The sequence below is a fragment of the Herbaspirillum sp. Her4 genome (genome assembly GCF_057961335.1).
On the sequence record NZ_CM176330.1, the window covers coordinates 3,892,144 to 3,917,108 of the forward strand.

Annotated in this window: 24 protein-coding genes, 4 pseudogenes and 1 riboswitch; of the genes and pseudogenes, 13 read left to right on the forward strand and 15 right to left on the reverse strand. The window is 53.9% G+C overall.

Going from position 1 to position 24,965, the window contains the following annotated elements; genetic code table 11:
- Window position 1 precedes the first annotated feature (1 nt).
- From crcB to ACWFUC_RS17650, 6 genes are all read right to left on the reverse strand, one after another.
- Window positions 2–379 carry a fluoride efflux transporter CrcB gene (gene crcB / locus ACWFUC_RS17625; RefSeq protein WP_489637235.1) on the reverse strand — a complete coding sequence of 126 codons (378 nt, stop codon included), beginning with the start codon at window positions 377–379 and terminating at the stop codon, window positions 2–4.
- Window positions 376–732: a DUF190 domain-containing protein gene (locus ACWFUC_RS17630; RefSeq protein ID WP_489637236.1), complete on the reverse strand. Its 357-nt coding sequence runs from the start codon at window positions 730–732 to the stop codon at window positions 376–378. The genes crcB and ACWFUC_RS17630 overlap by 4 nt, the downstream gene beginning before the upstream one ends.
- The gene (locus ACWFUC_RS17635; protein WP_489637237.1) at window positions 725–2,065 is read right to left on the reverse strand and encodes a voltage-gated chloride channel family protein; all 1,341 of its coding nucleotides are present in this window, start codon (window positions 2,063–2,065) and stop codon (window positions 725–727) included. Before ACWFUC_RS17635 ends, ACWFUC_RS17630 begins: the two co-directional genes overlap by 8 nt.
- A gap of 74 nt (window positions 2,066–2,139) precedes the next feature.
- A riboswitch (Fluoride riboswitch) is annotated at window positions 2,140–2,213 on the reverse strand.
- A gap of 52 nt (window positions 2,214–2,265) precedes the next feature.
- On the reverse strand, window positions 2,266–3,255 hold the full coding sequence (locus ACWFUC_RS17640) for a COG4280 domain-containing protein (protein ID WP_489637238.1): 990 nt from the start codon (window positions 3,253–3,255) through the stop codon (window positions 2,266–2,268).
- Window positions 3,256–3,292: 37 nt separating this feature from the next.
- Complete coding sequence (locus ACWFUC_RS17645; protein WP_489637239.1) at window positions 3,293–3,841, reverse strand: Chromate resistance protein ChrB; 549 nt, start codon at window positions 3,839–3,841, stop codon at window positions 3,293–3,295.
- Between the two features lie 171 nt (window positions 3,842–4,012).
- Window positions 4,013–4,822 (reverse strand): endonuclease/exonuclease/phosphatase family protein, encoded by an 810-nt coding sequence (locus ACWFUC_RS17650; RefSeq protein WP_489637240.1) that lies wholly within the window; start codon window positions 4,820–4,822, stop codon window positions 4,013–4,015.
- 310 nt (window positions 4,823–5,132) lie between these two features.
- Between ACWFUC_RS17650 and ACWFUC_RS17655 the strand changes: the two genes are divergently transcribed.
- Together ACWFUC_RS17655 and ACWFUC_RS17660 are read left to right on the forward strand one after the other, a co-directional pair.
- Complete coding sequence (locus ACWFUC_RS17655) at window positions 5,133–6,086, forward strand: DNA-binding protein (protein ID WP_489634277.1); 954 nt, start codon at window positions 5,133–5,135, stop codon at window positions 6,084–6,086.
- A gap of 2 nt (window positions 6,087–6,088) precedes the next feature.
- Window positions 6,089–7,576, forward strand: a complete 1,488-nt coding sequence (locus ACWFUC_RS17660) for a tyrosine-type recombinase/integrase (protein WP_489637241.1) — start codon at window positions 6,089–6,091, stop codon at window positions 7,574–7,576.
- Between the two features lie 267 nt (window positions 7,577–7,843).
- On the opposite strand, the gene ACWFUC_RS17665 is transcribed toward ACWFUC_RS17660, so the two are convergent.
- On the reverse strand, window positions 7,844–8,062 hold the full coding sequence (locus tag ACWFUC_RS17665) for a glutaminase (protein WP_489634275.1): 219 nt from the start codon (window positions 8,060–8,062) through the stop codon (window positions 7,844–7,846).
- 232 nt (window positions 8,063–8,294) lie between these two features.
- On the opposite strand from ACWFUC_RS17665, the gene ACWFUC_RS17670 reads away from it, so the two are divergent.
- From ACWFUC_RS17670 to ACWFUC_RS17680, 3 genes are read left to right on the forward strand one after another with little or no spacing between them, the layout of a single operon-like run.
- A complete protein-coding gene (locus tag ACWFUC_RS17670; protein ID WP_489637242.1) occupies window positions 8,295–8,591 on the forward strand; it encodes a DUF3649 domain-containing protein in 297 nt (98 codons plus the stop codon).
- A complete protein-coding gene (locus tag ACWFUC_RS17675; protein ID WP_489637243.1) occupies window positions 8,588–10,237 on the forward strand; it encodes a PepSY-associated TM helix domain-containing protein in 1,650 nt (549 codons plus the stop codon). Before ACWFUC_RS17670 ends, ACWFUC_RS17675 begins: the two co-directional genes overlap by 4 nt.
- Window positions 10,234–10,599: a DUF3325 domain-containing protein gene (locus ACWFUC_RS17680; RefSeq protein WP_489637244.1), complete on the forward strand. Its 366-nt coding sequence runs from the start codon at window positions 10,234–10,236 to the stop codon at window positions 10,597–10,599. The genes ACWFUC_RS17675 and ACWFUC_RS17680 overlap by 4 nt, the downstream gene beginning before the upstream one ends.
- A 360-nt stretch (window positions 10,600–10,959) precedes the next feature.
- Here the strand turns inward: ACWFUC_RS17680 and ACWFUC_RS17685 are convergent, their stop codons facing one another.
- The 3 genes and pseudogenes from ACWFUC_RS17685 to ACWFUC_RS17695 all read right to left on the reverse strand — a co-directional run.
- Complete coding sequence (locus tag ACWFUC_RS17685) at window positions 10,960–11,271, reverse strand: Tn3 family transposase post-transcriptional regulator TnpC (RefSeq protein WP_489622789.1); 312 nt, start codon at window positions 11,269–11,271, stop codon at window positions 10,960–10,962.
- Window positions 11,261–12,177 (reverse strand): annotated as a pseudogene (locus ACWFUC_RS17690) (IS3 family transposase); the annotation flags it as partial. The pseudogene ACWFUC_RS17690 and the gene ACWFUC_RS17685, both read right to left, overlap by 11 nt.
- Before the next feature lie 12 nt (window positions 12,178–12,189).
- A pseudogene (locus ACWFUC_RS17695) lies at window positions 12,190–12,525 on the reverse strand (DUF4158 domain-containing protein); the annotation flags it as partial.
- Window positions 12,526–12,783: 258 nt separating this feature from the next.
- On the opposite strand from ACWFUC_RS17695, the gene ACWFUC_RS17700 reads away from it, so the two are divergent.
- The 5 genes and pseudogenes from ACWFUC_RS17700 (at window position 12,784) to ACWFUC_RS17720 (ending at window position 16,368) form a co-directional block, all read left to right on the forward strand.
- Window positions 12,784–13,002 carry a hypothetical protein gene (locus ACWFUC_RS17700; protein WP_489622790.1) on the forward strand — a complete coding sequence of 73 codons (219 nt, stop codon included), beginning with the start codon at window positions 12,784–12,786 and terminating at the stop codon, window positions 13,000–13,002.
- A 100-nt stretch (window positions 13,003–13,102) separates the two neighbouring features.
- Entirely contained in the window at window positions 13,103–13,711 is a 609-nt protein-coding gene (locus ACWFUC_RS17705) for a 3'-5' exonuclease (RefSeq protein WP_489622791.1), read from the forward strand.
- Between the two features lie 14 nt (window positions 13,712–13,725).
- A complete protein-coding gene (locus ACWFUC_RS17710) occupies window positions 13,726–14,208 on the forward strand; it encodes a 3'-5' exonuclease family protein (protein WP_489622792.1) in 483 nt (160 codons plus the stop codon).
- A gap of 419 nt (window positions 14,209–14,627) precedes the next feature.
- Window positions 14,628–15,005: a hypothetical protein gene (locus tag ACWFUC_RS17715; RefSeq protein WP_489622793.1), complete on the forward strand. Its 378-nt coding sequence runs from the start codon at window positions 14,628–14,630 to the stop codon at window positions 15,003–15,005.
- A 283-nt stretch (window positions 15,006–15,288) separates the two neighbouring features.
- Window positions 15,289–16,368: pseudogene (locus tag ACWFUC_RS17720) on the forward strand (IS3 family transposase).
- 139 nt (window positions 16,369–16,507) lie between these two features.
- On the opposite strand, the gene bfr reads toward ACWFUC_RS17720, so the two are convergent.
- Together bfr and ACWFUC_RS17730 are read right to left on the reverse strand one after the other, a co-directional pair.
- Complete coding sequence (gene bfr / locus ACWFUC_RS17725) at window positions 16,508–16,984, reverse strand: bacterioferritin (protein ID WP_489622795.1); 477 nt, start codon at window positions 16,982–16,984, stop codon at window positions 16,508–16,510.
- Window positions 16,985–17,173: 189 nt separating this feature from the next.
- A complete protein-coding gene (locus ACWFUC_RS17730; protein ID WP_489622796.1) occupies window positions 17,174–17,365 on the reverse strand; it encodes a hypothetical protein in 192 nt (63 codons plus the stop codon).
- Window positions 17,366–17,631: 266 nt separating this feature from the next.
- Between ACWFUC_RS17730 and ACWFUC_RS17735 the strand changes: the two genes are divergently transcribed.
- The gene (locus ACWFUC_RS17735; protein WP_489622797.1) at window positions 17,632–19,257 is read left to right on the forward strand and encodes a methyl-accepting chemotaxis protein; all 1,626 of its coding nucleotides are present in this window, start codon (window positions 17,632–17,634) and stop codon (window positions 19,255–19,257) included.
- Window positions 19,258–19,613: 356 nt separating this feature from the next.
- Here ACWFUC_RS17735 and ACWFUC_RS17740 read toward each other — a convergent pair whose 3' ends face one another.
- Window positions 19,614–20,216: a recombinase family protein gene (locus ACWFUC_RS17740; protein ID WP_489622798.1), complete on the reverse strand. Its 603-nt coding sequence runs from the start codon at window positions 20,214–20,216 to the stop codon at window positions 19,614–19,616.
- A 313-nt stretch (window positions 20,217–20,529) separates the two neighbouring features.
- Here ACWFUC_RS17740 and ACWFUC_RS17745 point away from each other — a divergent pair, with 313 nt between their 5' ends.
- Window positions 20,530–21,282 carry an EAL domain-containing protein gene (locus ACWFUC_RS17745; protein WP_489622799.1) on the forward strand — a complete coding sequence of 251 codons (753 nt, stop codon included), beginning with the start codon at window positions 20,530–20,532 and terminating at the stop codon, window positions 21,280–21,282.
- A 1,093-nt stretch (window positions 21,283–22,375) separates the two neighbouring features.
- A pseudogene (locus ACWFUC_RS17750) lies at window positions 22,376–22,711 on the forward strand (NAD(P)H-dependent oxidoreductase); the annotation flags it as partial.
- 78 nt (window positions 22,712–22,789) lie between these two features.
- Here the strand turns inward: ACWFUC_RS17750 and ACWFUC_RS17755 are convergent.
- Together ACWFUC_RS17755 and ACWFUC_RS17760 are read right to left on the reverse strand one after the other, a co-directional pair.
- Complete coding sequence (locus ACWFUC_RS17755; protein WP_489622800.1) at window positions 22,790–23,230, reverse strand: sulfatase-like hydrolase/transferase; 441 nt, start codon at window positions 23,228–23,230, stop codon at window positions 22,790–22,792.
- Between the two features lie 131 nt (window positions 23,231–23,361).
- Complete coding sequence (locus ACWFUC_RS17760) at window positions 23,362–24,846, reverse strand: SulP family inorganic anion transporter (protein WP_489622801.1); 1,485 nt, start codon at window positions 24,844–24,846, stop codon at window positions 23,362–23,364.
- Window positions 24,847–24,965 lie beyond the last annotated feature (119 nt).

The window sequence follows — 24,965 nt, forward strand, 5'->3', positions numbered from 1 at the left end:
CTTAACGTGTCAACATCACTGTGGAAATACCGAGAATCGTCATCAGCAAGGCGCCACCCACGTGCAGGCCAATTGCGCCAATCGCCCATATAAGCCGGCCGCTCTGCAATAAGGAAACAACTTCTGCAGCGAACGTGGAAAAGGTCGTCAGCCCGCCGAGAAAACCGGTAACAATGAACAGGCGCCACTCCGACGCGATCATCGGATGGGTAGCCAGATAGGCGGTAGCCAGCCCGATGAGATAGCCACCGAGCCAGTTGGCTAGAAGCGTACCGGCTGGGATAACGCTGAACATGCCGTTAAACCTGGTGCTGAGCCCCCAGCGGGCGACGCACCCTACGGCGCCTCCCAGACTGATGACAGCGATTGCCTTGATCATGTTTTGTCTCCTGCCTCAAGGGGCAATTCACACCGGAAAAGTACGGCGCGAACCTTGGTCAGCTCCTCATGGTGATCGTGCAGGAACTTGCGCAGTTGCTTTTCCGAGTCAAGCAATTCGAGGCACTGGGGATGGCGCATTGATGAGACATCCGGATGGTGATGACTCATCTTTTCGCCAGGCAGATAGCCGGCCGTCACATGATGCAGGGTGACCTGCGCAATACCTGCGCGATGCGCCACGGCTACCAGGTGATGCGCAAGCGCTGGCGCGGATAGCTTGTGCCAGAATCGGGTGGCTTTCGCCTTGGCAGAAATCGGGAAGTACAGCCGAAGCGCAGTCGTCTCAGTCATGGTCCTGGACCTTCTCTGTCTTAGATTCGGTGGTCTGCTGCTGATGCTCGTTCTTCAGTTTCGCCCGATAGGCGCTGATCTCAGATATCTTCATTCCTTCTGGGTGCGGACGATGCTTTGCATGTCCCACTCGTTGGGCGTGGTAAATGCCGGTATGTCCAGAGAAGAGATAGCTCACGACGCAGGCAAGCGCGGCGAAGGGGCCAATTTCAGGGCCAAACAATTCGATGGCCATGATGGTGGAAGCAATGGGGGTATTGGCCGCACCGGCAAAGACCGCCACGAATCCGATACCCGCCAAAAGGGAAAATGGCAGATGCAGCACCGGCGCCAAGGCATTACCGACGGTGGCGCCGATGTAGAACAGGGGCGTCACCTCGCCACCCTTAAAGCCCGTACCCAACGAGGTGACAGTAAAAATCATCTTGGCCAGGAAATCCCAGGGTGCCACTGGGTGCTGGAAGGATTCCACAATCACTGGGATACCCAAGCCAATGTAGCGATCCGTGCCGACGAGCCATACCGCGATGGCGACGACCAAGCCGCCAATAAACGGTCTCAATGGTGCATAAGAGACGTGGCGCTTCATGAAAGAAGACAGGCTATGGGTCGTGTTGGCGAAGATCATGCCGATCAGGCCGAAGATGATGCCTGCCGCGATCACGGCCGCAACGCTCCAAATCGCGATAGGCGCGCTTCCGGTCATGGAATAGTGGGTGTGATGGACGCCCCAAGCTAACCCAATCTGATCGGCCGCAATGGCAGCCACAAAGCAAGGGAAAATGGCGTCATAGCGCATACGCCCGATGGCCAAGACTTCCAGCCCGAAGATGGCACCGGCCATGGGTGTACCAAAGACCGACGAGAAGCCTGCACTTATCCCGGCCATTAGCAAAATGCGGCGGTCTTCGTGCCGCATCTTAAAGAGATGCGTCAACTGGTCAGCCAGCGCACCGCCCATCTGCACGGCAGTACCTTCTCGGCCCACCGAGGCACCGAACAGGTGCGACATCACGGTGCCAAACAGGACCAGCGGTACCATCCGTAGTGGCACCACTTTCTTCGGGTCGTGAATTTCGTCAATCAGCAGGTTGTTGCCAGCCTCGACCGGCTTGCCCGTATGGAGATAGAGCCAGCCAACAACGAAGCCGCCCAACGGCAGGAGCCAGATGATCCAGCCATGGCTTTCCCTCCAATGCGTGGCGTATTCGAGCGCGAACAAGAAGAATGCAGATGCGGTGCCCGCCAGGGCGGCAATCAAGCTGGCGATGACGCACCATTTTCCGATGTACGGAAGCAGATCAAGTTGTTCGGGGTGTTTGTAGTGTTTCATGCTGCCAGGGATTGAAGTAATCGGCCTGGCGAGCAGAACTATAAAGGCGAATGCCTACAGTCCTGGGTTACCAGGTTACTGTAGGCATCATCAGCCCCAACAGAATGTTGGTGGCGGTTCGAGGAGGAATGCCATCTCCTTGGAACAGATACTAGCAAGTTTCGATTTAAAGAACAACCGATGTTTGCCTCGCTGTTGTCTTATCTTGACGACGCTCTAATCGCGCTGGCGGCCAGGATAATGGCCAGCCCGGTTGAAAACAGGCTGGCCGCAAGTTCCATTGGTGCCGATACAATCGCCATTGCTCCCCAGCCCACTGCGATCCAGGCAAGCGTACCTCCTGCCAGTACGCCATCATCAACGAACATGGCTACCAGCTCGATCCAGATCGTAGCCAGCCACCCGGGATTGCTGGCCACAGCCTTCTTTTGTGTCGCCCGGGTCGAAAGGATGCGGCTCGCGCGTCTTTTTCTGCAAGCCCACAGAACAACGTGAGCAATAGCAAAATATCCGACGATGAGGGCAATCAAAATCAGGTCCTCCCCTGGCCATTCGATACGGATACCTTCCCCGACCCAGAATGTTCCGAAAGCCGCCAGGAGAATGCCGACGCCGAACTTCAGGGTGTTTTCCGGAATATTCGCCAAGGGGCGGTGGAGCCACAGTCCCAACAGAATGACCGCGAGCAAGGCTGCCAACGCGCCGATGGACGCCGGCAGCATGAGTTGCCCGCTTGCGCCGATGGCAATGACGATGAAGACCACTTCAATGCCTTCCAGCATCACAATCTTGAAAGCGGTGAGGAAGGCACCTTTGTCCCAGGCATTCTTGGAAGGCATGTCCTGGCGGAGAAGTGCTGTTTCCTTTTGATAGGCCGCTGTTTCGTCATGCAGTGGTATGACACCGGCCGAGCGCAGGATGGCCTTGCGCAGCCAGCGTAGCCCAAACATCAACAACAAGGTGCCGATGACAAGCTGGATAATTGGCAGGGGAATGGCTGCCAGCGATTTCCCGAAGAAGACGACCATCAGAAGCAAAATGCCTAGGGCGCTGACGGTGCCAGCAATAGCCGGTCGCCATCCTCGGACGGTGCCGACCGCCAATACGACGGTCAGCGCCTCTACAAATTCGACCAATGAGGCCATAAACGAAGCGAGCACTGTAGGTGCAAGATGAGCCAGATTTAGCATTTAAATCTACCTTTCAGCGTGGAGATGAGTGAAGGAGTCAGCCGTCATTGAGGCGCGAGTTTTCCCGTTGGAAGACGGTGTTCGCGTATTCATCCAGAAGCTGCTCGCAGAACGAAAGGCGCTTGGCGGCATCTTCGCCCTTGGGGGCGTTGCAGAAATCCAGCTTGCGGATTTTCTCCAGCCAATTCTTGAGTTTTTTGAGATCTTCCTCGTTCTCTTGCAACTCAGCGTAGGTGAAATGTTCCTCGGCTGTTTCCTTGGCAATTTCCTTTTCGAAGTCGTTGCACTTATCGAGAAACTCTTCGTATTCCTCGTCGCGATCTTGGTTGAATCGCTGTGTTAGGAGCTGTTCCTGATGATCGTCAAGACCAACCGCCTCTAATACGAAAGCCTCTCCAGCATTCGTGACGATATCGTTTTGGAGCATGCGGAGGATGCGTTGATGCTCCGCGTTATTTGGGATCACGCACACGCTGCTTTGCAGGTACACCGCCCCACAGGCTTTGATTTTGCGCCAGACTGCCACTCTGGCTTTGGCGGGTTCCGGAGGGATCTTATAGCTGAGGAGAAGCCAGTTTGCTTTCATAGGTACTTTCAGTTCAGAAGATGGGTGATCGCTCGCTCAAGCAGGCGCTTAACCCATGGTGGGCGCTCGTGAGGCTCAAGCTTGCTGCCATCGATTGGTCGTTCCCGCCGGCTAGGTCGGTTAAGCCTGGCTCGCTCTACCAATGTAGGAAGAAACATGCGCATTTCTCCATCAAGAGAGATCGAAGCTGGTGAGTACCGGATAGTGGTCGGAGGCAACATCAGTGCTGCTATTACGGATGACTTCGTAGCTCCGCGCCATCAGCGCCAATGCGCGGGTAGCGAACACGTAATCACACCGCATGGTTGGAAATTCGCTGCGCGGGTAGCAACGTGTCGGTACGGTGGGTGTCTTGTGAAGGTCCAACGCGTTACCGATATCTATCCATCCTGCCGCGTCAAGATGGGATGTGACGCTCCGATCAATCTCCTTGAGGTCAACACCCAGATACCTGGATCGATGATGGTCGGGAAGCTTGTTCCAGTCCTCGGGCGTATCGTCGTACTGCGACGCAGAATTAAAATCGCCGGCAATCAGTGCGAGGCTGTCTGGCGCCGCCTGCACGGCCAGGTAAGCCGCCTCGCGCTGTCGCAATGTCGCCCCATTAGGGCATAGGTGCACGTTGTAGACGGTCAGCGGCCGTTCGATGCCCGGCACATGCACCACCAATGCCCCCATGGCGTGATGAAAGTGAGCGGCGTCCGAGGTGAATCGGATCGGCTTGAGCGGCTCACGAATGAAGGTCACGACGTGCTGACACGTAACGAGGGCTGGCGACAAGAATCCGCGCATCCCGATTTGTTTCTCCATTGCAAATAAGAGGCTATAGCCATCGCCATCCCATGACCGCGCTTCTTGCATGAGGAAAATATCAGGCTGCAACTTGCTGATCAGTTGAATCTGTGTGGCTGATCTGCTCGTGTCACTGCCGTCCGCCCCTCCGAAGAGGGAGTTGTACGTCAAAACTTTCAGGTTGTTCAATGGGGTCTCTTTGATTCCGGTGCATTTTGCGACGGTAGGCGGCCCCAGTACTGACGAGGCTTTCCGGGCGACCAAAATGAAATTTCCCTTTTAAATCAGTTGCTTGCTGACTGGTGCCTTTCCCCTCATATCCAACCTACTCCCCATGCGCGACCGGCCGCAGGCTGGCATTTAGCCTCCTCATTGGCCTGTTTTAAGACGATAATAGGAGTTATCTTTTATTTTAAAAATTAAAACTAACGTTTTAACCGTACATAACGTTAGGAATGTATGTAATATAAGGATATTCGTCCGCCAACGGAGCCTCTCTATGTCCCGCCCCGCCATTGCCTCCCCCGATCAGATCCGTTCGACCATCCTGTCGATGCTGGCCGAGGCCCATGACTCATCCCCGCCGACCCGCGAGCGCTTTCGCCGCATCGTCTCGGTACGCAAGTTGAAGGATCGGCTTGGCGGCGGCGATCCGGCGACGCTCGGCCGGACCATAAACGCGATTGAATCGGAAATTATCAGCGCCGGCTTGGCCGACATGGCTCTCCCAGATATACCGGCAGATATTTCCGATCTCATGCGCCAGCTTTGGCAGGCGGCGGTGTCTTCGCAGCTCGATGATGTCGTAAAGCTCAAGCTCGAAGCCCAGCAATCGGTCGAGACCGCCCAAGAGACCGTGGCCGAGGCAAATATGCGGGTGGATATGTTGCGTGAAGAATTGGATGCGATACGCGCGCTTCTTTCTATGCGGGACCAAGAGGTGGCCCAAGCACGCGCCGAGTTGGTGGCAGCACATGCGAGCGTGGCATCGATGCAGCTAGATTTGAAGTCAACCCAGGCCGCACTGCATGAGTCACGTGAGCAAAGTGCCGCTGCCGCACAGATTCATCAAGAAAGCCTGGTGGCAGCACAGCAGCGATATGAAGGCTTGTCCAAGCAACTGCTCCAAGAAACGGCATTGCAGCGGCAGCAGTTTCAACAGGAACAGAGCCGGCTGAGCTCACAGCTAAAATTTGCAGAGCGACGGATTTCGACGCTAGAAGAAGCTATTTCTCATGCCGAAGCGGACGCTGCTTCAGAACGCGATAAGCGACAGGCCGCCGTGGGTGAAGCCACCGCACTGAAGGCTGTAAACGCAAGTCAGCGTTCCCAACTGGAAGAAATCATGCGCTCCACTCTGGCCAACGCTGCAACAACGCGGCACCGGCGCTCGCCAGCACCTGCCGAGCCCCCAGGCAGCAAGCAGCCAGCACCCCGCCGCAAAGGCGGCTGATCATGGCACGCTGGCTCGATCACGGCGTAGCTCCACCAGCGCCACTGCCTGAAGACACCGATGAGGCGTTGGCATATCTCACCCATGTGCTCGGGCACACCTGCTATGAACGCTGGACGCTGGCCAAGATAAAGCGTGCTTTTTCTTCGCTGGGGACGGCGAAGGTCGAGATGCGATCAGTATTTGATCTATTGCTCGATCATACCGAGGTCGTTGAGTGGTGGGAAAGTGGTCGCCTTCGCACTGCTGCAACGGATAACGCACCCAGTCCGCAAGATACATTGAACCGACTTCTTCGCACGTATCGTCGACGATTCCGGCATTGGGAACCCATACAGGTGCAGGCATCAGACTCTGGCGATCACCAGAGATGGGTCGCGGCTATCGATCCCCAGCATGTCCGAACGCTCGTGGCCTGGCTTTCGCGTAGCGGGCGCTTTGTTAACCAAGAAGCTTCCACGAATACGCTGGCGACCTTTGACGACTGCCAAGCGCTCTCCCTGTTTTTGCGTGACCGGGCAAGTCGCTCCCGGCATACTTTGCGTGCATATGCCGCCGATCTACGACGCCTCATCAGCTGGTGCCGGGATCGGCAGATAGGACCGCTTTCCAACCTTACTCGTAACGATTTGCTGGCTTACCGCGATTCGTTACGCGTGGCCCGCATCAGCATCTCCGACCAAGGTCAGCAACGTGTTGTGGCGCCTAGTGAGCGCACGCAGGCGCGAGCACTGGCCGTCGTCGCTAGTCTCTATCAATATTGGTTCGATACCGGTTATCTCATCGCCAACCCGGCCTCTGGCTTGGTCACCGGCACGCAGGCCAGGAATGAGTTTTCTCCAAAACGATTTCTTTCCCCGACCGCACTCAATGCCTGCGACGCCTGGCTAGATACGCCAATCGAAGGAAAGACTGAGTTGGCACTCCTGCGCAGGCGTGCAATCTGGGTTCTGTACCGTTATGGCGGAATTCGCCTTGCAGAACTGGCGTGGCATGTCGACACCAACTTGCCGCGTGTCGCTGTAGAGGATGACGGCAAATGGACGCTCTACGTCCATGGCAAAGGCAATAAGGATCGGGCCATTCCATTACCGGATGTCGCGGCAAACGCCCTCACGACCTATCGCATTGCGCGCGGATTGACTGCGCAGCCTGCCGCCCACGAGGTGGCACCGCTAATCCATGGATTCAAAGGCGGCGCATTGCAGGAGAGCGGCTTGTACAGTGAGGTGAAGGCGATTTTTGAGGAAGTCGCCACCACTCTTCGACCGAACGATGGCGCTCTGGCGTCGTTACTAGAGGCCGCTTCACCGCATTGGTTACGCCATGCGTATGCAAAGGCACTGGTGGTCGATCACCAGGTGCCACTTCCAGTTGCGCAAGCTTTACTCGGCCATGCGTCTGTGCAAACGACTGCCGGCTATTCCAAGACAGATTTGGCCCAGTTGCGTAATTTCGTTGAGACCAGTTTTACTAACGGTGGCAAGTAAGACTTCTAACAGCTCTATTGCCTACACCTTTAGCTCTATGCAAACGAAGCTCCACTGGATTCAGCAGGCAGCTCCCGGAATGCGTAGCAATTGGCTCTTGCATCATTGAGCGCATGGTGTTCGGGCATATTGTTTTTCTTGTGAAACTCGTAGCGCAATAACTCATTAAGGCTTCGCTGAATTAGTAGTCGATTGCGCTGATGGTGCGAGAGATAGAGCACAACGTATTTCAATGCTGCGAGATTTCTACTTTTTTGCGCCCTTACTTCAGGCGAATACCGATAGCCCGGCCGTGTTCGACATCAGTTCCAGCGCCTTCATTGCGCGCACCGAATTACCTCGCGGGTCCAGTCGCGGCGACCAGGCGCAGATGCAGCCGCGCCCTGGGATCACCGACAGCACGCCGCCACCCACGCCGCTCTTGGTGGGCAGGCCAATGGCGAAGGCGGTCATGCCGGAATACTCATTGGTGCCGGTAGTGAGCATGAGCGCACACCGTCATGCGCGCGATGGTGGCCAGATGAGTGCGGCCAGGCATGACCGGCGTTCTCCTGGTGATGCGGGTAGAGCGCTTTGTGCAGCAAGCGGACTTGTCCAGCCGCCGTAGACTCCATATAATTGATAATCATTATCAAATAAATTGGAGGCTTGCCTGCTCCCGAGTCCGGCTGCAGCGTGGCTCCGCCTTCCGGCTTTCACTTTCATGGTGCCTGACAAAATGACTTCTGCGGCCCCGTCCGGCTTGCGCTACCGGTTGGCCGTGCTCTCTCGCGCGCTGGCTGCCGTGGGCGGCGGCTACGTGCTGACCACGCTGGCGACGATGGTGGCGGCGCGCTTCCTGCCCATGGGGCGGGCCGATGCTGTGATGACGGCGACCATGTTGTCCTTTGCGGTCTTCACGTGTGCCGTGATCTGGGTCTTTGCGGCCCGCAGTGCCTGCCGCGCCTGGTGCGGGCTGGCCTTGCCGGCCCTGGCGCTGGCGTTGCTGGCCTGGTTCGGACGGGTGCTGCCATGAAGGAGGGATTGCGGCAGTCCATGGCCTGGTTGCACACCTGGTGCGGGCTGCTGGTGTGCTGGGTATTGCTGCTGGTGTTTGCCGGCGGCAGTGCCAGTTACTTCAAGGAAGAGATCAGCCTGTGGATGATGCCCGAGCTGCACGCCAGCGCCGCCGCGCCGGTAACGCAGGCCCAAGCGATCGAACGTGCAGCCGCTTATCTGCAGCAACGCGCGCCGCAGGCCGAGCGTTGGTTCATCACCTTGCCGGACGAACGCAGCGTGGCCATGCGGGTCGGCTGGATCGCGCCGCCTGCTGCTGCCGGCAAGGAAGCAGCGAGTTCCCCGCGCAGCCGCTTCAAGAGCGAGCGTATCGATGCCGCCACCGGCCAGCCCTTGGCGCGGGTACGTGATACGCGGGGCGGCGAGTTCCTCTATCGCCTGCATTTCGACCTGCATTACCTGCCGGTGCAGTGGGCACGCTGGATCGTGAGCGTGTGTGCGCTCTTCATGCTGGTGGCCATCGTCAGCGGCGTGATTACGCACCGGCGCATCTTTGCCGATTTTTTCACTTTCCGCCGCAACAAGGGCCAGCGCTCCTGGCTTGATGCGCACAACGCCACGGCAGTGCTGGCGCTGCCTTTCCACCTGATGATCACCTACACCGGGCTGATCACGCTGATGTTCATGATCATGCCGTGGGGCGTGCAAAGCGCTTATCGCGACCAGGGCGGCGAGAAGGCCTTCTTCGAGGAAGTGTTTCCGGGCGGCACCGGACGCGTCAAGGCGGCGGGCGTGGCGGCGCCGCTGACCGCGCTGCAGGCCCTGGCCGAACGCGCGCGGCAGCACTGGCAAGGCGCACCGCTGGCGCTGGTGGTGGTCAACAACCCGGGTGATGCCAAGGCGACAGTGGTCGTCACGCGCCAGAAACTGGCCACACTTTCGTCACTGCAACCGGCGCTGTTCTTCGAGGGCGTCAGCGGACGTCAAGTGGCGGCGCTCGGTGAGGCAGTCAGCGCCACGGCGGTCACGCGCGGCGCTTTGGTCGGACTGCACCTGGCACATTTCGCCGATCCCTGGCTGCGTATGCTGTTCTTCCTGTGCGGGCTGTGTGGCTACCTGATGGTGGCCACCGGTGCCTTGCTGTGGGCCGTCAAGACGCGCCAGAAACAAGCCAAGGCCATCGCCGCTGATGCCCGCGCCGGGTTCGGCCCGCGGCTGGTAGAGGCGCTCAACCTCGGTGCCATTGCCGGATTGCCGATCGCCTTCGCCAGCTACTTCTGGGCCAATCGCCTGCTGCCGGTGGAACTGGCGGAGCGCGCGCAGATGGAGATCCACCTATTTTTTGCCGCCTGGGCGATCGCGGCGGTGCTGGCGCAGATCCGCCCCAGCCTGGGCATGTGGCGCTTGCAGCTGGGTGCAGGGGCAGCGCTGTTCCTGGGTTTGCCGGTGCTTAATGTGTTCACTACACATTCGCACCTGGGCGTGACGCTGCTGCAGGGGCGTGGGCCGTGGGCGGTAGCCGGATGCGATCTCACGCTGCTGGCGCTGGGATCGGCATTGGCGCTGGCCGCACACCTGCTTGCACGGCGTCAGCGTGCATCGCAGGAACGATCGGTGCCGGTGCGGCGCGCAGCGCATCCTGCAGTCGCGAAGAAAATCGCATGAGCGCCCCGGGCTTCCTGCTGGCGCTGGTGCTGGCTGGCGGCGCATGGAGCGCGCTGGCCATGGCGATGGATCGCCACTACACCGATATCCACGGACGCGGCGTCGAACCCGCGCCGCCGCTGCGCATGCGCTTGCGCGGCGCAGCCGTGCTGGGCTTGCTGGCCAGCCTGGCCCTCAACGTACACATGCAGGGCTGGGGCGTCGGCCTGGTGGCTGGGCTGGGCGTGTTGACGCTGGCTGCGCTGTTGCTGGTACTGGCCGTGAGCTACTGGCCTGCTCGCCTGCCTGCGATAAGGCGTGCGCTGCTGCTCGGCGCGCTGCCCCTGATGGTGTGGTGGGTGAGCGCAGTCACTCCTTTCTGATGTCCGGCGATGTGTTGTGCGGGCATGCAGAAAGCGAGCGGATCTGCGCCGTCGGTTTGATTTGGATTAAGAAGCGCAGCGCTGAAATCAGGGCCAATCACACTTCCTCTCTGTTGTATTTGCGGGCTGCGGCAATATGTCGCAGCCCTTTTTTTCATGCTGCACGTCGAGCTGACGCAGGTTCGGCGCTCGAAATCTTGCAGTGATTTTTTCCCGTTGACAAGCTTATGTTGGTGATGCATTGTCCCCATCCCCCCCGTGTCAGAATACTTATCGCCCCAATAGGGGGGGCAACCGAGATAAGGCCAATGTTCATACATAAGCTTAAAAGTAATAAAGACCGGCGGCTTTATAATAGAATCAATCTTTTGGTGTGAGTGCTTCAAGGGGCTCTATTGAGCGCTGCCAACCGCGCATAATCCCTACGACGCGTTGAACACAGCTGATTGTGTCAAATACTGTCTCTGGTAAAGAGTCCTCCCCTGTCGGCACAGAGAGACCCGCGCCGTTTAAGACGGTGTGCGCCATTCCATGCAGGCGAAGCAATTCGTCGCGCAATCCATCTTCTGCGCGCAGCAAATCTATGACCCTATCAAGTTCGTCGACGATGGTTAGTAACGCCTGACCGGCCTGAAACAACTGGTCCAGACTTAAAGTTAGTCTAAGCGGCAAGCCGCAGTGGTGCTGGGGTTGTTGCCGGCAGTGTAGCCTGCGGTGCCGGCGGCCGGTATTTCAGTGAGCTGTGCGGTCGAACGGTATTGTACTGATGACGCCATCGCTCAATGATGACCTGAGCTTCTCGGAGGGTGTAGAAGATTTCTCCGTTGAGCAGTTCATCCCGGAATTTGCCGTTGAAGGATTCGCAGTATCCGTTCTCCCATGGACTTCCTGGCTCGATATACAGCGTCTTTGAACCGACCGATGCAAGCCAGCGCCGAAGATTCTTGGCGACCATTTCCGGCCCATTGTCAGAGCGTAGATAGGCCGGAACACCGTAGGTCACCATGGCCTCAGCCAGGATATCGATGACGTCATTACTGCGAATTTGCCTGGCCACGTGCAGCGCGAGACAGCGGCGGGTGAACTCATCGATGAGCACCAGGATTTTCAGAACACGTCCATCATGCGTTCTCTCCATGACGAAGTCCCAGCTCCAGACATGATTGGCATATTCCGGCCGCATTCGGATGCAGCTACCGTCGGCTAGCCACAGCCTTCCTCTCTTTGGCTGTTTCACTGGCACCTTCAAGCCCTCTAGTTTCCAGATACGCTCCACCCGAGAGCGACTCAGCTCCCAGCCTTGAGCTTCTAGCATGGCGTGAATGCGTCGATAGCCGTAACGGCCATACTGGCTGGCCAGTTCGATGATGGCTTCGGTTAATGGCGCCTCATCCGCGCGCGGCTGGGCAGCATAACGAACCGAGGAACGGGAGAGATGGAGCGCCCGGCAGATACGCCGTTCAGCGTGACCCAAGCTCATTCTGACATGGGCCACAGCCTGGCGGCGACGTGCCGGGCTCAGAAGTTTCCCCGGCTGACCTCGCGCAGTATCTGGTTATCGATGACAGCATCCGAAAGCTTCACGTGCTCATATGGCGTTACCCCGAGTAGCGTGCGAATTGCCTTGTGATGGCGATATGGGGATATGTTCGAGTCAGGGTACGAAATTGCGTGGACAGGCTGCATTCCAAGACTCGCAGAAATATGCTCCACAACTTCCGGGGGAATTGCCTCAATGGCAGGAAAGTAGCGTAAAAACTGAAAGCATTTCAGATTCACCAGTAATCCGAGGCGCCTCGGCGCGGAACGGGCGAACCCGGCGGCCCATTCTATTTCTTCAGGCCGCGGGGTGAAGGTCGCATGAAGATCTTTAAGTGTCAGCGTACGTGGAAATCTAGGATACGCAGTCCGTTCGATACTGGCCATGGTAATGGGATCCTTGGCAGGGTCGCTCAAAGGCGAAATCGTTGAGAAATCGGAGTGACATCAACAGGCTCCACGGACATTGCATCAGCCGAAGGTTCGTTGTCAATGGCAAGTTTTCACGCTCTCAGATATTCTTTGTATGTTGTGCGGACTCAAGTCACGACATGAATAAATTGTGACCACGAGATGCTATAAACTGTGGAATGAAATGCCCCAAAACGTGATCGTCTCTGATCAAAACTGCACAATCAAGCTTGCATGAAGAAACGTCAAACCTACTCCACCATTCTCGAACGCGGCGGCAAAGTCTCGTGGCCGAAGGCATTGACCGACTGGAAGATAGGCCAACGTGTTTTCCTGTCCATTAAGGATGGTGCCATTGCAGTGACTACCCGGCCGATGCGCTCAATGGACGGGCGAATATTTTCCACTCGCGTCAGCCGCAAATTCAGTAGCAAACATTTCTCAGCTAGCTGATAGCTACCGGCTAGCCTATAAGTTGAGCCGGCTCAAGTTGCGAAAGCAACAGATCCTTTAGTGACTAAAGGCAGTAATTTCGCATGCGAAATTACCCTCCATGCCGGACCAACCCCATTATCAAGAGGATCATGTGGCAAGAATTCTCGTTGTCGACCTCGAAGCGACCTGTTCGGACGACGGTAGCATCCCGCCGGAAGAGATGGAAATCATTGAAATCGGTGCTTGCTGGGTCACCGAAGGTGGCGTGGTGCTTGAGCGATTTCAGCAGCTGGTGAAACCGCTGGTACGGCCGGTGCTTACCCCATTTTGCAAGCAATTGATCGGTATCACCCAAGACGAGGTTGATCAGGCACCGCTGTTTCCTGTTGCTGCGCAGGCGCTTCAGACTTTTGTCAGCGAGGCTGTGTCGAGAGATACAGTCTGGATTAGCTGGGGAGCTTACGACTTCAAGCAGATGCAAAGGGACTCGGAGCGGTATGGTATTGTTTCACCGCTGACCATGCCGCACCAAAATGCCAAGCGATTGTTTGCCAAGGCTCAGCGCATTGGGAAAGAGGTGGGCATGGCAAAGGCCTGCGCGCTCGCTAAGATCGAAATGGAGGGGCAGCATCACCGAGGACTCGACGATGCCGTAAACATCGCCAAATTGATGCCTTGGATCCTAGGAAGCGCCCATCTTGGCGTTCCCAATGGTCCGGTTTTATAAGCTAGGACTTTGCTATGGCGTTCAATGTTTTCATCGATACCGAATTCACCGATTTTCTCGATCCGCAGCTCATCAGCATCGGCCTCGTGGCGGAGACCGGGGAAGAGTTCTACGCTGAACTCCCCTACGACATCAGGGCGTGTAGCGCATTTGTGAAAGATGCCGTACTTCCGTTGCTTGGATACGCCCCGCATGCGGAAGTGGCAATGGAAGATTTGTACGGGAAGATAACGCAATGGCTTCGTATCGTTCGGCCCACTAACGAAGACGTCTTCATTTGCTACGACTACCAGACAGACTGGGATCTACTTTATGACGCGTTGGATGGCAGGGTTCCCCCTTGGTGCAAGCGTCGGCTCGTGGCAGACCGCATCAACGAGCTCCTGAGATACGAATACCACAAGAAAAACAAATTGCCGGAACATCATGCACTGAACGACGCTCGTGCAAATTGCTATGCATTTCGAGAGCCCCCTCTCGAGCAGCAAGCTAACTAGCTAACTGCCGTATGGTCCTTAGCCAAACTGGCGTTGATGGGCGAACAGGTTCTGACTATCTATCAGGAGATCGAGAGCGATGCGCACGAAACTGTGGCCAAAAAACTTCCCAGATTGCTCGCCCTAATTCCCCCGGACTAAGAGCAACAATCATAGGCTACGCCGCCCAGCGCCACGGCATTGATATGCCCTTGATGATGCCCCATAAGAATGCCAAGCGACTGTTTGCGAAGGCTCAGCGCATTGGTAAGGGAGTCGGCATGGTTCGGGCCATGCGCGCTAGCCGGGATCAGCCTGGAGGGGCTGCATCATCGCGGGCTGGACGATGCAGTCAATATTGCCAAGCTGATACCATGGGTATTAGGACATGCCATGCTTCCAGGCCAAGCGAGTGCAGTTGTTTAACGAAGGACCACACGATGTCATTCAACGTTTTCATCGACACCGAATTCACCGACTTTCTCGATCCGCAGTTGATCAGCATCGGCCTGGTAGCACAAACCGGCGAAGAGTTTTATGCCGAGCTACCCTACGAGGTGCGTGAATGCAGCGAATTCGTTAAGGCCGCGGTCCTTCCGCTTTTGGAATACGCACCGCATGCGGAAATGAATAAGGACGACCTTTACCTGCAGATGACCAATTGGCTCAGGCTAGTACGGCCGACGGGCCAAGAAGTCTTTACTTGCTACGACTATCAGACGGACTGGGATCTTTTCTACGATGCCTTGGATGGACGGGTGCCGCCCTGGTGCAGACGTCAACTGGTCGCCGATCGCATAAATGAGCTATTGCGGTAAGAATTTCACCGAAAGAATAAGCTACCCGAGCACCACGCACTCAATGATGCCAAGGCTAACTGCTACGCTTTTCGTGAGCTTCCAACGTCCTATACAGGCTAGACCATCGAGCATTTGCCGATGCGAATGCCCAACCCAGCCAGTTAAAAAGTAATACACGCGCAGAGGTAATCTCCGAGATGCAGGCGGAACGTACTAAACCTGAAACATATGTTCCTGTGGTAATCCTCCCTTAAAACCAACGCCGCCAGAAGTAGAATATTCTCACAGAGGAGTTCTACAAATGAAGAGATCGAAGTTCACAGACAGCCAGATTATCGAGGCGATCAAGCGTGTTGAAGCAGGCCTTGGTGTTCCGGACATCTGCCGCGAACTAGGCATCAGCACAGCGACGTTCTATAAATGGCGCTCGAAGTACGGCGGCATGGATGTATCGATGATGGCGCGCATGAAGGAGCTCGAAGCGGAGAACGCCCGGCTGCGCAAAATGTACATCGAGGAAAAGCTCAAGGCCGAGATTGTGGCAGAGGCGCTCGAAAAAAACTGGTAAGGCCATCTCGTCGCAGCGAGATGGCCAAGCGCGTTGTTGAAGAACGTGGTGTGCCGATCAAGCTTGCCTGTCAGGCGTTTAAGGTAAGCGAAACCTGTTATCGCTATATCAGCAAGCGTAAGCCAGAGAATGAAGAGATCGCAAACTGGTTGCTCCGACTGACCGATAACCACCGCAGTTGGGGCTTTGGTCTGTGTTTCCTGTATCTGCGCAACGTCCGTGGCTTTGGCTGGAATCATAAGCGCGTCTACCGTATCTATCGCGAACAGGAGTTGAACCTGCGTATCAAACCGCGCAAGCGGTTGGTCCGCGAAGTACCTAGGCCGCTTGCTGTACCTAGTGGCTGCAACCAGACCTGGTCGATGGACTTCATGCACGACCAGCTTGCAGATGGGCGAAGCATCCGCTTGTTCAATGTGATCGACGACTTTAATCGAGAGGCACTGGGCATCGAAGTGGATCTCTCGCTACCATCGGAGCGAGTGATTCGTAGCCTGAAGCAAATCATCGAATGGCGCGGTAAACCCAGCGCCATTCGATGCGACAACGGCCCGGAGTACCACAATTACACAGTGGGCACAGCAAACGGGCATTGAGCTGCAGTACATCCAGCCGGGCCAGCCGCAGCAGAACGCTTATGTGGAACGGTTCAACAGGACTGTGCGCTATGAATGGCTATCTCAGTATCAGTGGGATGATTTGGAGCACGTTCAGCAATTTGCGAGCAACTGGATGTGGACCTACAACCATGAACGCCCTAACATGGCCTTGGGCGGATTTACCCCGAAACAGAGGCTGGCCATGGCTGCTTGACGTTTCTACTTCTGGCAAACGTTAGAAATGGGGGGATTACCCTGTGACCTGCACCTACCTGGGGTATTGTCTAGCTTGTCTATCCAGATTGCAGTGCTGTCCATCGAGACTTTTGCAGAAGTATGATCGGGGAATACAACTATTCTCCAGGCACCATCTGACTTTGCAGGTAGTTTTGCATGCCGACTTTCTCGATTAGATCCAGCTGCGTTTCCAACCAGTCAATATGTTCTTCGGTGTCCTCTTGGATTAGCAAGAAGAGATCGCGTGATACATAATCGCCATGTTTTTCAGAAGTGGTGATGCCTTCTTTGACAGTCTGGTGAGCCGCCTTTTCCAGTTTCAAATCGCATTCAATCATTTCCTTCGTATTTTCCCCAATCATCAGTTTATGTAGGGACTGAAGGTTTGGGAGACCATCCAACATCAGAATGCGATCAATCAGTTTGTCCGCATGTTTCATTTCACCAATGGATTCTGCATACTCCTTTTGCCCGATTTTTTCTAAGCCCCAATGTTTGTACATGCGGGCATGCAGAAAATATTGGTTGATGGCCGTAAGTTCATTCGTCAGCTGTGCATTGAGGAGTTTGATAACTGCTGGATCGCCTTTCATATGGGCCTCTCTAAAAATGTTAGTGGAACGAGGTAGGAGGCACCTATGGGGCGCGTCCTCCTAGCTTACTTTGTGCGGGCGCATCATAGCGCAGGTGAGAAATATCTTCATTATTAATTAGCACGAATCATTCCTAACATTAATATGTTTCCCTTTAATAGTTATTTAAAGTGAAATTGTGAGGGATCTTTACGCCGCTAAAAGATTAAAGCCCCATTGCCTGGCTTTTGCAACTTGACTATTAAGGGATGAGGGGCCAATTCGCCTTGCGAGGTTGTGATATGATGCGGTAAAAATAATGTTGAGTCCAAAGCCAGCGTGGAATTGGAAAATCAGCAACTTGCGCGCCATCAGCGAAATAAAGCCAACTTGTTTGGTCAAGTCGGCAACTTAAAAAGTTTGATCTGCGCGCGAGCCAGAGGTACTTGTCCTCATCGCTCTATACTCCTTTTTTTGTTGCGAGCCCGCCTATAGAGGGGCGTTATAAATATCCTTAGTGCGAGAGAGAAATCTATGCGCATAACGGAGTCTTTTTGGCGATAGCTCAGCATCTTGCTCGCTAGCTGTTGGCTATTCAGTTGCAAAGAGTATTTCTGGCATTTCATTACCACCTTCAGCGCTGTTTACCTCGATCCAAAGGGCTATTCGTGAAAAATATTAAAGTATCTACTCGTCTTATATTAGGTTTTGGTGGCGTCATAATTTTGCTATTGGCAATCTCCTCGGCCGGGATATGGGGTCTTCTGAAGATCCGTAGCAATTTGTCGGATATCCTGGTCAACAACCAACAGGGCATGCTGGCCAACGTGATGAACGACAGTGTGCGCATCCGTGCTCTTTCAATTCGCAACATAGCGCTGTTTCAGGACCCGACGTTGATCAGCCGCGAAGTTGACCGCATCAAACGTCAGGACGTTGCCTATCAGGATGCGCAGAGCAAGTTGGCCAAATTGTTCGAACTACCGGGTACCACGAACAAGGAAAATGAACTCTTCGCTCTGATTGCAAAGAATGCCGGCGAGACCCAGCCGCTACTGAACCAGGCAGTGGCGCTGGGGCAGGAAAATAAGACGGCTGAACTTGTCACTATGCTGGTGGAAAAGATTCGTCCGTTGCAGAGCCAGTGGCTCGACCGTCTCGACGAATTGGGGAGCTTTGAGGACGAGCTCAATGCGCAAGCGGGGGATGAAGCCAATACCACTGCGCAGGGCATCCTGACTGCGATCCTAGCGCTAGTCGTCGTCTCAGTAATGCTGTCGGTAATTGCAGCTCTGATAATCGTGCGCAGTGTGCTACGCCAGCTCGGTGGGGAACCGGCGAAAGCGCAGGAATTGGCTGCGGAAATTGCACAGGGCAACTTGGCTGTGAGCATTCCGCTGGTGGAGCACGATCGCAGCAGTCTTATGGCTTCGTTGGAAGCGATGCGCGCGCAACTGATGGGTATCGTCGATGGCATTAAGCAATCGGCGGAATCGATTTCCACTGCGGCCAATGAAATCGCTGTGGGCAATCTCGATCTCTCTCGTCGTACTGAAGAGCAAGCAGCGTCTCTGGAAGAGACTGCGTCTAGCATGGAGGAGATCACATCGACCGTAGAGCAAAATACCCAGAACGCCTCACAAGGCAACCAGCTTACGCAATCAGCAGCGCTCAATGCGCAGCGTGGCGGTGAAGTGGTCGAACGTGTAGTGGCGACAATGAAGGATATCTCCGCAAGCTCTTACAAGATCACCGAGATCATTGCCACCGTCGAAGGGATTGCTTTTCAGACCAACATTCTGGCTCTGAATGCAGCCGTGGAAGCAGCCCGTGCCGGTGAACAGGGCCGAGGTTTTGCGGTGGTGGCCACCGAAGTGCGCTCGCTGGCACAGCGTAGCGCAGTTGCAGCGAAGGAGATTCGCACACTCATCGAATCTTCGGTACAACATGTAGAGACAGGACAGAAGCTGGTCATTGAGGCAGGTAGCACAATGGATCAGCTAGTAGCCTCCATTAAACAGGTCAATGATTTGATGAGCGAAATTACGGCGGCGTCTAGCGAGCAGAGTTCGGGTATTGGCCAAATAAATATTGCCATTTCTCAGATGGATGAAGTTACTCAGCAGAATGCAGCCCTAGTTGAACAGGCTACCAGTGCAGCTCAATCGATGGCGCATCAGGCCGACCGGCTACGTGATGCGGCCTCGGTTTTCAAGACCAAGTCCGCGGCGTTGCCCCATGTCGTGGAGAGCGATCTCACGTTACGACCTATGATGCCGTTACTGGGGAATTGAACCGCAAGTTCGAGCGCGCCTTATGCTATGCTTCATCGCGAGAACGAATCACATTCGTTTAATAATGGAAAACGCCAGCTCTTATGCTGGCGCTTTTTTATTTGGTTACACAAAATTTCTTGCAAATTCAGTTGTGCGCGTGTGTTTGTGGATCATCAGCCGCCTCCTCTACGGCCATGATAGCGAGCTCAAGGAGCGTTTCATCCAGAAAAGTTCCGATGTTCGAAATGTATTCCGTCGGACAGGCTCCAGTAAGCAATACGGTACGCAAAATGTCGTGGGGGAAATTCGGTTCGATAAGACACGAATATTCTTCGCAGCCAATATGAAATTTCAAGCCGGACCATTTTTTAAGGTCAGGTCAATTTGGCTTCTTCGAAAACTCGACTCCTTCCTGAAGTTTCAGTCAAACGAGTTAGACCTCTTTGTAAGGTCCGCGGATGAACACCCAAAGATGCGGCCAGTTCCTTCAGGCTGGAATTCTCTTTCGCCATCATTCCACCGGCTGTACGAATCTGTTCATCACTTAGCAGTGGCCGACGTCCAAAACGTGCTCCCCTGACTTTGGCAGCCGCAATTCCAGCACGTGTTCGCTCGCTAATTAATGTTCTTTCGAATTCGGCGAGCGCAGCCATCACATGAAAAATCAGCCGACCGCCCGATGAATCAGTGTCTATACATTCCGTAATCGAGCGAAATGCAATCTGATTCTTTCCAAGCTGCTCCAAAATTCGAATCATATGGGCCAAAGAGCGGCCAAGGCGATCCAAGCGCCACACTACCAATGTATCTCCTTTTTTTAGAGATTTTAAGGCTCGATTTAATCCTGGACGCGATTGCGTTCCCCCAGACATTCCATGGTCTCTATAAATTCTCTCGCATCCTATCTGGGTAAGCGCCTGAATCTGCAAATCAAGACACTGGTCCTCTGTTGACACTCGTGCGTATCCAATAATCATAGTTCTACCTTTCTACTTGATAGCGAGAAGGCGATGCGGAGTGAGAAATTCAGTCGAAGCACCAATTTTCTCTATCGCCTTCGATTGACAAAAAAGTTCCTTTTTGACCATTAAGAACTATTGTCCAAGGTAAGCATCTAGAGCCGTCTTTGCGGCTATGTACAACGATGAAAAGCATCGTTACATAAAGGAACGTTTATATGCTACGCGGCACGTGGGGAGAATGGGTATGCGGCGAGGCGAAATCGGGTAAAGAGATGACTATGGGATTTCGCAAACAACCAGCCGCGTTCGGGCGTGAGGCCCTACCGTGATGTGCACCCGCGAAAAGTTGATTTCGGATTTTCAGTGCGGCCTGAATGATGGGCGGGTGATCCTCTTTTTTCAGACAATTATTGATCGACTCTGCGCCGAGCGTGTCCTATATGAAGAGTGTCTGATGCGCATATCGGGATTAGAGGCATCAAGTACTGGGGCTGTCATTGGTGCCTTGGAGCAGAGTGGCATGATCCGTGAGTTGGATCATCTGGTCGTTGGTGCGGCATTAGAGGTGTTGATGCATCACCAAAATCTACGCATAGGATGCAATCTTTCAGCATGCAGTCTGTGGGAAGACAAACACTGGGAAGCGTTGATTCTTCCTTTAAGAAAGCGCCCAGATATTGCCTCGAGATTGACGCTAGAGATAACAGAAAGCGCCTCATTTTTGGATGTTGAGGCGGCTGTGCGATGCGGAAGAGTCCTTCAAGATATGGGCTGCCAAGTTGCAATCGATGATTTTGATGCAAGTAAGAGTCGACTGCAATTTGCAAGAAAACTGTGTCCAGATGTAGTCAAGATTGATGCCAGTTTCTTATGGGCAGCTCGTGCATCGGAGAAGGGGATGGAAAAGCTGTGGTGTCTAACTACACTCAGCAAGTCGCTTGCGCCTACCGTTGTCATTGAGGGGGTAGAAAACGAGGTCGATGTTCAAATTGCCCAGCAACTGGATATCAAATGGCTTCAGGGATTTGGTATTAGCCGTCCTGCGAGTAAGTCGCCTCCCATTCGCCTTCGAGGAGCATAAGGTGGAGACATAGATTACGACAACAATCAAAGCGCACTCAAAATCCCTCGTTTTGAGTTGGGCTCTGTAACTGCCAGCCCCCCCCCTGGCATGACACAGTTTGGCCACCAGTCTGCTTCCCCCGGCAAAAAAACTGGTGGTCTTTTTTTATGAAAAATCCCGTCCCGCTGAATCTCATCATTTGGAAAGTTAAATCAGAGGCTTGTGTTGATTTGGTTTCGATAAAGAAAATGCTATGAACATCCTAAAAAATAAAAATATTCACAAACAGCAGCTTCCAGCGAAGCTACGATTCCGCAACGATGAATGCCACAGTCGCCACTGCGCTCAGCTATGGATAACATTCTGTCTATGGTCAGTCTACGTTAAATACTTCGGTGAGTAATTCTGATCAATAATGACGAACGTAAATGGCGTGAGTAAAAAAATGACCTTTGCACGGACAATGAAAGCACCAGGATGCCTAATTTAAGAGCCTATGTAGTCAAGCATTCGCTATTGGACTTTTTGCGAAGTCACTTTCGGGACAGCTCTGATGCGGACCTCGCTCGACGTTTTAGTATTGCTCCTCCTACGCTGAGTCGAATCAGGCATGGCCGACAAGTCGCGTCATGGATTCTTCTTGCTGTTCACGAGAAAACCAAAATTCCATTAAAAGCGCTCCGCCATCTAAGTGGAGACTTCAGAGAACATACTGGCGTGTCGTCGGTTGAGTTGAGTGAGGTGGAAGTAGTTAAATATTTGGCCGAATTAGGAATTGAAGAAAGGCCGCAGAGAAGCCCTAAGTTCTTATGCGACAATAGCATTTCGGAGAAATAGCAACGTTGCTATAGGCGATATGCGCCTATCAACCAGCTCCCATCCAAATAATTCTTCCGAGCTCAAAACATCTGCATTGTCATGTCACGCTTAGCATCGCAAATCATCGTCTTATTTTCTGCCATTAGTTTTGGTGTTGCACTGCTTATCCTATCGTCGCTCGGTAGCAGACGAAAACGATTGAAACAGGAACAAGCTAAAAAAACTCGCCTGGGTATTTTGAAACGAAAGCGTTGAATGACTGGGCCTGGTCGCATTTTCTCACGAATGGTTCATTCGTCCCTCTCAAGGCAAGACGTTGGCCGTCATGGAGGTATCTGGAGGTTCGCAGTCCTTCAACGCCGTGAACCAAATGCGGATCGTCGGCCGCTGGATGCGTATGCTGACCATTCCTAATCAGTCGTCGGTGGCCAAAGCCTATCAGGAGTTTGATGATGTCGGCAGGATGAAGCCGTCGCCATACTACGAACGCGTGGTCGACGTGATGGAGGAATTATTCAAGTTCACGTTGTTGACGCGCGATATTTCCCCATTTTTGACTGACCGCTACAGCGAGCGCCGAGAAACTGCCGAGAAGTTGTCCCTGCGGCTGAATCAGGCATCACTCTGATAACTCAAGGTGAATATAGGCTTCCGTTTATAAAACGAGCGCGTCTAACGAAATTCTCACTTAAAAGATCCTTTGACTCTACGTAGTAGATCGATCGGATCTTGAGCAAGCCGGCAAGAGTATGGTCCAAATGATCAGTTTGATAGGATCGGTTTGCAAGTTCAGGTCGGAACTGTTTTTGTTGTTGCTCTCGCCTCGCGTCCATACCAGAAGTGGAATCTCATAACCGGATCGATCTGATAATGATTGCACAGTGTGGTTTCTTGTATGACCAACTTCTTGTGCATGGTCAGAGCTATAGATGACGCTTGCATTGTTACCACCCGCAGCCATTGCCTCTTTGATCAGGCTTGCAACTACGAAATCACTGTAAGCCACCGCGTTGTCATATTCGCCTCTGGACTCGACTACCCACGAAGAGCGGCCCGCTTCCAATTCGTTGGCGCTGATCAAGCCAAGTAACCAGAAAATGCCAAGGCCACTGATCCCAATACAGAGCCGGTGAACTACTTGCCTCACTCGAGGTTCTCCTTAATTCTTGGTGCGATTTTATCTACGCCATACGACCGTGATCGTCTTGGCGTGGGTAATGCACCACCGCCTGGTGGTGCGGTGCTCTGCGCAAAGTCAGTCAATCTCTGCGAAAGAGATTAGTGACCCATATTGGCTTGATTGGAATGGCCGGCTTTGTCGTGGGTCGCAAATTTCTCGATCATGGTGGCACTCGCTCGGTTCAAGCCCGTGACTGTCACGTTGATACCATTGCGTCGGAATTTATGGACGATACGATCCAAAGCATCGACTGCTGTGATATCCCAGAAATGCGCATGGGTTAAATCAAGCACGACGCTTTCAATTTCTTCTTTGAAGTCAAATTCGCCAATCAATGCGTCGGAAGAAGCAAAAAATATCTGCCCACGTACGGTGTATTTCCTCTGTTTTCCGGTCTCGATAACGATTGATTCAACCAGTGTCACTTTTTGCACTTTGGATGCAAAAAAGACCGCGCTCAATAAAACGCCCACGCCAACACCAATAGCCAAATTGTCTGTTGCGACTACTGCGACAACGGTGGCAACCATGACGATTGAGGACATCGTTGGATGTCTGGCGAGATTCTTAACTGAACGCCAGCTAAAGGTGCTGATCGATACCATGATCATTACTGCCACCAATGCAGCCATTGGGATCTGCTTTACCCAAGGCCCCAGAAAAACAACGAGAACAAGCAAACCGATACCAGCAACAAACGTCGATAACCGGCCGCTACCACCAGATTTCACGTTGATCACCGACTGGCCAATCATAGCGCAGCCAGGCATCCCTCCGATGAAACCAGCAACAATATTTGCCAGTCCTTGCCCACGGCATTCTCGATTTTTATCGCTGGGAGTATCGGTGAAATCATCAATGATCGCTGCAGTCATCAGCGACTCAAGCAGAGCCACTACGGCAATCGCCAAGGAATATGGCAAGATGATTTTCAGTGTCTCGATATTGAACGGGATGTTGGGAATAAGGAACGACGGCAGGCTGTCCGGAAAGGCCCCCATGTCGCCAACCGTGCGCACAGGCAAGCCCATAACGATCGATATGACTGTGAGAACTACTATGCAAATGAGGGGGGAGGGAACAACCTTCGTCACTCTTGGCAGCAGATAAATAATAGCGAGACCCGCAGCAACTAAGGCATAGACAGTCATTCCTCCATGGCGCAGCTCCGGCAGTTGCGCAAGGAAGATGAGAATGGCGAGTGCATTCACAAATCCTGTGATGACAGATCGAGAGACAAACCGCATCAAAGCGCCCAGCTTCAAATAGCCCGCTGCTATTTGTAGGATCCCTGCCATGATTCCCGCTGCGAATAGGTATTCGACACCATGATTTTTTACTAGAGACACTACCAGCAACGCAATTGCGCCTGTCGCTGCCGAGACCATGCCTGGCCTCCCCCCAGCAATTGCCGACACCACTGCAATGATAAAAGCTGCATAGAGACCAACTTTTGGGTCAACTCCAGCGATGATTGAAAAAGCAAGTGCTTCAGGAATGAGGGCTAATGCCACTACGATTCCTGCCAAGACGTCCCCCCGGACGTTAGATAACCATTCTTCTTTAAAGGTACGAGTCTTCATAGTTTCCAAATTCAATGAGCGATACGCAGATGGCTGTACGCATCTACGTCACATGGCAACACGCCACGCGCAGAGAGCCCGCAAGCGTTACACACGCCGGCTTCGAACCAAGCATACAT